We start from the raw sequence: 7767 nt of genomic DNA on the forward strand, positions 1-7767 counted from the left end.
GAGGCGAGGTTGGCATTTTCTTTGGTACAGTTCGCCGTTATCACGAAGCGCGCAGCCAGCCAGCTTTGAATTGCATTGACGAGGTGTCTGTTGATTAGGGTGCTGGTGGTAGACGACCACGATCTGGTTCGCACGGGCATTACCCGCATGCTGGCCGATATCGACGGGTTGTACGTGGTTGGTCAGGCCGATTGCGGTGAGGAGGCGATCAAGCAGACTCGCGAACTCAAGCCGGATGTGGTTCTGATGGACGTCAAGATGCCCGGCATCGGTGGCCTGGAAGCCACTCGCAAACTGTTGCGTAGCCACCCCGATCTCAAGGTCATCGCCGTCACGATCTGTGAGGAGGATCCGTTTCCGACGCGTCTGTTGCAGGCCGGCGCCGCCGGCTACCTGACCAAGGGCGCCGCGCTGGAAGAGATGATTCGTGCGATCCGCATGGTCTTCGCCGGCCAGCGCTACATCAGCCCGCAGATCGCCCAGCAGCTGGCGCTGAAGTCCTTCCAGCCGCAGCAGAACGGCTCGCCGTTCGATCTGCTGTCCGAGCGGGAAATCCAGATTGCGCTGATGATCGCCAACTGCCAGAAGGTCCAGGCGATCTCCGACAAGCTCTGCCTGTCGCCGAAAACGGTGAACACCTACCGCTATCGGATCTTCGAGAAGCTCTCGATCACCAGTGATGTCGAGCTGGCACTGCTCGCCGTACGCCACGGCATGGTCGACACCATCAACTGATGGCCAGCGGATTCGATTCATCCGCCTTCCTGGCGGCATGCAGCGGGCATCCCGGCGTCTACCGGATGTTCGATGCGGACGAGAAACTGCTCTACGTCGGCAAGGCAAAGAATCTCAAGAAGCGCCTGGCCAGCTACTTTCGCAAGACCGGGCAGGCGCCGAAAACCGCCGCGCTGGTGGCAAAGATTGCCCAGGTGGAAACCACCATTACGGCGAACGAGACCGAGGCGCTGCTGCTCGAGCAGACGCTGATCAAGCAGTGGCGGCCGCCGTATAACATCCTGCTACGCGACGACAAATCCTATCCATACGTGTTTCTTTCTGCCGGCGAGTTTCCGCGGCTGAGCATTCATCGTGGCGCGAAGAAGGACCCCGGGCGCTATTTCGGTCCGTATCCGAGTGCCGGGGCGATTCGCGAGAGCCTGGGGCTCTTGCAGAAGGCCTTCCTCGTGCGTCAGTGCGAGGACAGCTATTTCCGCAACCGCACCCGGCCGTGCCTGCAATACCAGATCAAGCGCTGCAAGGCTCCCTGCGTCAAACTGGTGGATCCGACCGAGTATGCCGAGGATGTGCGTCACTCGGTGATGTTCCTCGAAGGGCGCAGCAATGCGCTGGCCGAAGAGCTGTCACGCAACATGGAGCAGGCGTCGATGAGCCTGGAGTTCGAGCGCGCCGCCGAGATTCGCGACCAGATCGGCATCCTGCGCCGCGTTCAGGACCAGCAGAGCATGGAAGGCGGCAATGGCAACGTCGATATCGTTGCCGCTGCCGTGAGCCCGGGCGGCGCCTGCGTGCATCTGATCAGCGTGCGTGGCGGGCGTGTGCTCGGCAGCAAGAATTTCTTCCCCCAGGTCGCCATCGAGGAGAGCGTCAGCGACGTGCTGCAGGCGTTTCTTGAGCAGTATTACCTCGGTTCGAGTGAGCGCGACTTGCCGGGCGAGCTAATTGTCAACGCCGTGCACGAGGACTTTCCCACGCTGGTCAGCGCGATCGCCGAATTGCGCGGCAGCGAACTGAGTATCGTGCATCGCGTACGCGGCACGCGTGCCCGCTGGCAACAGCTGGCGCTGACCAATGCCGAGCAAGCGCTATCGGCGCGACTCGCCAATCGTCAACATCTGTCGGCGCGTTTCGAAGCGCTGGCCGAGGCGCTGAAGCTCGACGAACTGCCGTCACGCCTGGAATGTTTCGACATCAGCCACTCCAGTGGCGAGGCAACGGTGGCGTCCTGCGTGGTGTTCGGCCCCGAGGGACCGATGAAATCGGACTATCGACGCTACAACATCGAAGGCGTCACCGCCGGAGACGATTATGCGGCGATGCATCAGGCGCTCTCGCGACGTTTTCGCAAAGCGGCCGAAGGCGAGGGCAAGCTGCCCGACATCCTCTTGGTTGATGGTGGCAAGGGCCAGCTCAACATGGCGCGCGAAGTGCTGGAAGAGCTGGCGGTGCCCGAGCTGATTCTGCTGGGTGTGGCCAAGGGCGTCACCCGCAAGCCCGGTCTGGAAACTCTGTATCTCAACGACGCGGCACATGAGTTCACGCTGCCGGCCGACTCGCCGGCTCTGCATCTCATCCAACAGGTGCGGGACGAGGCTCACCGTTTCGCCATTACCGGCCACCGTGCGCGACGCGGCAAGGCTCGGCGTACATCGAGCCTGGAAGACGTGGCGGGCATCGGACCGAAGCGGCGGCGCGAACTGCTCAAGCACTTCGGTGGTCTTCAGGAACTCTGCCGTGCCAGCCTGGATGAGATCGCCAAGGCGCCGGGTATCAGTAAAAAGCTTGCCGAGTCGATTTATGCCGCTCTGCACAGTGAGTAGAATCACCGCCAATTTCGCTGATCAGTGGTACCGATGAATATTCCAAACCTGCTCACCGTGCTGCGCGTGCTGCTGATCCCTATCTTCATTCTGCTGTTCTACCTGCCATTTCACTGGAGCTATCTGGCCGCCAGCGCGGTGTTCACCATTGCTGCGGTGACCGATTGGCTCGACGGCTACCTGGCTCGGCGTCTGGAGCAGAGCACTCCGTTCGGCGCCTTCCTCGATCCGGTGGCGGACAAGCTGATGGTGGCGGTTGCGCTGGTGCTGCTGGTCGGCGAGCACGCCAACCTGTGGCTGACGCTACCGGCAGCCATCATCATCGGGCGTGAAATCGTCGTCTCGGCGCTGCGTGAGTGGATGGCCGAACTGGGTGCGCGAGCCCAGGTGGCCGTCTCCAATCTGGGTAAATGGAAAACTGCAGCACAGATGGTGGCGCTGGTGATCCTGCTGGCCAATCCGCCGGCTCTGACTATCTGGGTCGGCCTGGGCTATGCGTTGCTCATCATCGCCGCCGGATTGACGCTGTGGTCGATGATCAACTACCTGAACGCGGCCTGGCCTCATCTGAGCGCTGAAAAGAAATAAACTTTTTTAATCAAGGGCTTGACGCCGCGCTCCGATCCTATAGAATGGCGCCCGTCACCAAGACAACGCGGGAATAGCTCAGTTGGTAGAGCACGACCTTGCCAAGGTCGGGGTCGCGAGTTCGAGTCTCGTTTCCCGCTCCAATTTGTTGTAGATGACGCCGCAGAGAATGCGGCGTCATTGTTTTGAGGCCGGTTGGCAGAGTGGTTATGCAGCGGATTGCAAATCCGTGTACGCCGGTTCGATTCCGACATCGGCCTCCAGTATCGAAAGCCCCGCAAGTTAACGCTTGCGGGGCTTTTTGTTTGAGGCATGAAAAATACAGTCGACCTACTGCCAATGCCAAGCGCCGCGCGGTTGCGTGAAGCCGGGTAGCTGGTTATAGTCCTGCGCCGTCGCGATCCACCCTAGCGACCACCGCCAGCGCTCCGCACGGATGGCGAAATGGGTATACGCAAGGGACTTCGAATCTCCCGTGTAAAGTTTTTTGCTTGTTCAGCTGGTTCAAAAGCCGGTGGAGACAAGGGGTTGCGAGCGGTAGCGTCGCAGTCAGTCTCTACGGACCAGGTGTCGGCTAGCGGTACGTGGATTTACGCGTTGCACACTACGCCCGAGTGGTGAAATCGGTAGACACAGGGGACTTAAACAATTTGAGCCTTCGGAGGGAAACGTCCGAAGTGAAGCCCGTCAAACTCGGCGAAAGCCCTGGGCACTCAGTGTCCGAGCCAACGCCGAGCCAAGCCCAAGCCCAGCTTGGGAAGGTGTAGAGAGCAGACGGCGGGCACCTACGGCCGCAAGGCTATGGTGAAGGCGTGCTCCAGCCCACGAACGCCCGGCAGTTTGCTGGACGGCGGCGAAAGCCGAAGTGGGAAGAAAATCCCTCGCCAGCAATGGCATGCCGGTTCGAGTCCGGCCTCGGGCACCAAATTAGAAGCCGACCTTGCAGATGCAAGATCGGCTTTTTTATTGCGGTTCGTACACGACCTAGCCCGCAGGCGAAACTGCATCCTCGAGCTGGCCAACGTGACCATCGGGTCGCTACGACGCAGCTTTCGATATCAAATTGCCGTGTCGAGAGCGCGGCAGACTGTGAGCGTATTTCCGACCGGCGACCTCGCCGGGATATTCGTGCGCTCACAAATGGAGCTCAGCGCTGCCGATGATGTTTGGCTCCCGCGGATCAATGACAAGCTGACGCAAGGCGATCTACGGGCTGTACTGGCCGCTCATTCCCGACTGCGTTGCTAATGGGCGCGAGCGTTGTGCGGGTATTTTCCTTGCACACCCAATGCGATCCCAACGCTAGGACCAGAACTCGATCAGGGCCCGATGAAACGCATGCGCCACTGGTCCAAGAGGCTCATCCAACCGGTGCGCCAGATAGACCTCAGACACCACCTCGCTGTTTCGCCCGAGATCCGGAATGCCGAGGCGCACGAGTCGCCCGTGATCCAGGTCCTCCTGTACCTGCCATGCAGGGAGGCGGCCCCAGCCTAGGCCCGCTCGGATGAGGGCCAGCTTCGCGTCTTGGGTGTTGACGCGGCAGGTATAGGGCGACAGGACACCGAATGAGCGGCCTTCCGACAACGGGGTCGGATCGATCAGTACGATCTGCTGATGACAGGCGAGATCGGGCAAACCGAGCGACGTGTTTTCGCCCCGTTTGGCGAGCGGGTGATCAGCCTGCACAACGGCGATCTGCCGAACCGAGCCAATGGCTTCGAGCGCAACCCTAGGATTTCTAAAGTCCTCACCCACCAGGATCGCGAGCGTGCAGCGCTTGTTGTCCAGAGCCTCGATAGGCCCTCCCAAAGGCAGTGATTCAAGGCGAAAGGTCGTCGAAGGATATTGCGTACATGTCGCGGTGATCGCCTGCGCCACCACGGTGATCGGAAACAGCGTGTCCGCCACCAGTGAAAGCTCCAGTTCAACACCTTCGCCCAGCGCCCTGGCGCGTGCGCGCATGGCATCTGCTCTGAGCAGAATGTCGCGTGCATTGGCCAGCAAGGCTTCTCCCGCTGGCGTCAGGACCGGGCGATAACCGGAGCGGTCAAACAACTGAAGGCCCAACTGCGCTTCCAGGTTTGCGATCGAGTGGCTGATCGCCGACTGCACGCGCAGCAGGCGTGCGGCGCTTGCACGGAAGCTGCCGGTGTCTGCAACGGTGACAAACGTGCGGATCTGATCCAGCGTCAGTCCATCCAACATGATCTTTTCCGTAGATCGAGTTGGTTAGTTTTTTATCACTCTTGTAGCGCCTTCGGAATAGTTAGGCTTGCTTTCGTCAACGTCTTTAGAGGACAGGATCATGACGAAAGTACTGGTGCTCTATTACTCCTCCTATGGCCATATCGAGACCCTTGCATCTGCGGTTGCCGAGGGCGCTCGCCAGGCTGGCGCCTCGGTCGACATCAGGCGGGTGCCGGAGCTGGTGCCCGAAGATGTCGCTCGCAAGGCCGGATACAAGCTGAACCAATCCGCCGCCGTGGCACAGGTCTCCGAGCTGCCGAACTACGATGCGATCGTGATCGGCACGCCGACGCGCTTCGGCAACATGGCATCGCAAATGAAAAACTTCCTCGACCAGTGCGGCGGGCTCTGGTTCGAGGATAGGCTGGTCGGGAAGGTGGGCAGCGTATTCACTTCTACCGGAAGTCAGCATGGTGGCCAGGAAAGCACCCTCCTTGCGACGCACACCGTGCTGCTGCACCTGGGCATGGTCGTGGTCGGGCTACCGTACAGCTTCAAGGGCCAGTTGCGGATGGATGCCATTACCGGGGGCACGCCCTATGGCGCCTCGACACTGGCGGAGGACAACGGGAACGATCGCCAGCCAAGCGACAATGAGCTCGAAGGCGCACGCTTCCAGGGGCGGCACGTGGCGCAAGTGGCCGCGGCCATCGCAGCCGCGAACATCGGGGCGCAAAGATGAACGCGGCGAACACCAACGGGCGTACCACGCTCGTCGTGTGGATCATCCTGGCTTGCGGGGTCGTGGCGGCGCTGCATCTGGGCAAGGCGGCAATCGCCACACCCATGCTACAGGCAGACTTGCACCTGAGCCTGGATGAAGCCGGCTGGCTTACCGGTCTGTTTGCAGGGCTAGGGCTCCTGTGTGGAGCGCCCGCAGGCGCTGTGGCGGCAGCTTTTGGCGGCAGAAACACGCTGTTGCTGGGGCTCGGGGTGATGGCGCTCGCCGGAGCAGGCGGGGCCGCCATGCCGTCATATCCGGGCCTGCTGGTCACCCGTTTCCTGGAGGGGCTCGGCTTCATGCTGGTAATCGTCGCTGGTCCGGCGATACTGGAACGCGTCACGACCGGCGCTGAGCGGGATGTGGCTTTTGGGCTCTGGAGCTGTTTCATGCCGTGTGGGATGGCGCTGGCAATGCTGGTAGGGCCGCTGTTCCAAACCTGGCAATCTTTTTGGTGGACAAGCGCGGCGCTGGCCGTGGCTTCGATTTGGGTAGTGACTTGCCGCTTGCCCCCAAGCGCCTCGCCCAAAACCTTCACCTTAAAAACCATGCAGGCTGATATTCGACAGTTGCTTTGTTCCAGAGGCGCGATGTTGCTCGCCTTGGGGTTTGCACTGTACAGCCTGGTGTTCTTTGCCCTGTTCAGCTTTCTGCCGGTTCTGCTGATGGAGCGGATGGACGTTTCATACCGCAGCGCTGGCGTGCTAAGCGCACTGGCAAGTGCCATGAACGCCAGCGGGAATCTCGCAGCAGGTTATTTGATCGCACGTGGCGCTGGACGCGTCCAGCTAGTAGTCATTGCAAGCACCATCATGGGGCTATCCGGAATGGGTATCTTCCTGGGCGGCCTACCGGCTTTTGCAACTTTCCTCCTGTGCCTGTTTTTTTCGGCGATCGGGGGGCTGATCCCGGCTACCTTGCTCGCCTCCGCACCGCTAGTCGCGCGCCAAGCCGCGCTTGTACCGATCACCGTCGGCCTGATGATGCAAGGAAGCAATCTCGGACAGATGCTCGGGTCGGTTGCAGTGGGCAGCGTAACGACAGCCTTTGGCTGGGAGATGGCTAGCGCAGTGGTGGCGATGGCGACGGTGGCGACCGGTGCCGTCGCCTTTCTACTGCGTCCGGTGCTGCGCGATAGCGTCCAATACCTGTAGGTTCCGGCGGGCGGCTCCGTAGGAGAAAGAAGAAGGCCTGGTGGATTGGACGAATCCTCATCGGTCAGTCATGTCGAGGCGTGCCGGCTGCGATACATGCTAATTCCTACATATTCGGATAGGTCGGACCACCGGTGCCTTCTGGCGCTACCCAGGCGATGTTCTGCGCTGGGTCCTTGATGTCGCAGGTCTTGCAGTGCACGCAGTTCTGCGCGTTGATCTGGAAGCGCTTGCTGCCATCGTCGTTGCTCACGACTTCGTACACGCCGGCCGGGCAGTAGCGCTGTGCCGGCTCGTCGTACAGCGGCAGATTCTTCTCGATCGGAACGTTCGGATCGGTCAGCCGCAGGTGAACCGGCTGGTCTTCCTCGTGGTTGGTGTTGGAGAGGAATACCGAAGAGAGCTTGTCGAAGCTCAGTTTGCCGTCCGGCTTCGGATACTCGATCTTCTTCGACTCGGCGGCCGGCTTGAGGCAGGCGTAGTCCGGCTTGGTGTC

General features: G+C 60.8%; 7 protein-coding genes and 2 tRNA genes. 7 read left to right on the top strand and 2 right to left on the bottom strand.

Annotation, left to right across the window (positions count from 1 at the left end; genetic code table 11):
- The first annotated feature begins 90 nt into the window (after positions 1 to 90).
- The 5 genes from gacA (at position 91) to U8L64_RS02890 (ending at position 3409) form a co-directional block, all read left to right on the top strand.
- Positions 91 to 735 (top strand): response regulator transcription factor GacA, encoded by a 645-nt coding sequence (gacA, locus tag U8L64_RS02870; protein ID WP_008567755.1) that lies wholly within the window; start codon positions 91 to 93, stop codon positions 733 to 735.
- The gene (gene uvrC, locus U8L64_RS02875) at positions 735 to 2558 is read left to right on the top strand and encodes an excinuclease ABC subunit UvrC (protein ID WP_333393841.1); all 1824 of its coding nucleotides are present in this window, start codon (positions 735 to 737) and stop codon (positions 2556 to 2558) included. Before gacA ends, uvrC begins: the two co-directional genes overlap by 1 nt.
- 33 nt (positions 2559 to 2591) lie before the next feature.
- Complete coding sequence (gene pgsA / locus U8L64_RS02880) at positions 2592 to 3146, top strand: CDP-diacylglycerol--glycerol-3-phosphate 3-phosphatidyltransferase (protein WP_043295505.1); 555 nt, start codon at positions 2592 to 2594, stop codon at positions 3144 to 3146.
- 67 nt (positions 3147 to 3213) lie between these two features.
- Positions 3214 to 3289, top strand: a tRNA-Gly gene (locus U8L64_RS02885).
- A 46-nt stretch (positions 3290 to 3335) separates the two neighbouring features.
- Positions 3336 to 3409, top strand: a tRNA-Cys gene (locus tag U8L64_RS02890).
- Between the two features lie 1039 nt (positions 3410 to 4448).
- On the opposite strand, the gene U8L64_RS02895 is transcribed toward U8L64_RS02890, so the two are convergent.
- Complete coding sequence (locus tag U8L64_RS02895; RefSeq protein ID WP_333393843.1) at positions 4449 to 5354, bottom strand: LysR family transcriptional regulator; 906 nt, start codon at positions 5352 to 5354, stop codon at positions 4449 to 4451.
- Between the two features lie 100 nt (positions 5355 to 5454).
- Between U8L64_RS02895 and wrbA the strand changes: the two genes are divergently transcribed.
- Together wrbA and U8L64_RS02905 are read left to right on the top strand one after the other, a co-directional pair.
- Complete coding sequence (gene wrbA / locus U8L64_RS02900; RefSeq protein ID WP_333393845.1) at positions 5455 to 6078, top strand: NAD(P)H:quinone oxidoreductase; 624 nt, start codon at positions 5455 to 5457, stop codon at positions 6076 to 6078.
- Complete coding sequence (locus tag U8L64_RS02905) at positions 6075 to 7271, top strand: MFS transporter (protein WP_333393847.1); 1197 nt, start codon at positions 6075 to 6077, stop codon at positions 7269 to 7271. Before wrbA ends, U8L64_RS02905 begins: the two co-directional genes overlap by 4 nt.
- Before the next feature lie 106 nt (positions 7272 to 7377).
- On the opposite strand, the gene U8L64_RS02910 is transcribed toward U8L64_RS02905, so the two are convergent.
- The coding region (locus U8L64_RS02910) for a 4Fe-4S dicluster domain-containing protein (protein WP_333393849.1) at positions 7378 to 7767 on the bottom strand (390 nt) is incomplete at its 5' end.

The organism is Pseudomonas sp. FIP_A4, from assembly GCF_036701605.1.
In the GTDB taxonomy this organism is placed as follows: Bacteria; Pseudomonadota; Gammaproteobacteria; order Pseudomonadales; family Pseudomonadaceae; genus Stutzerimonas; species Stutzerimonas phenolilytica.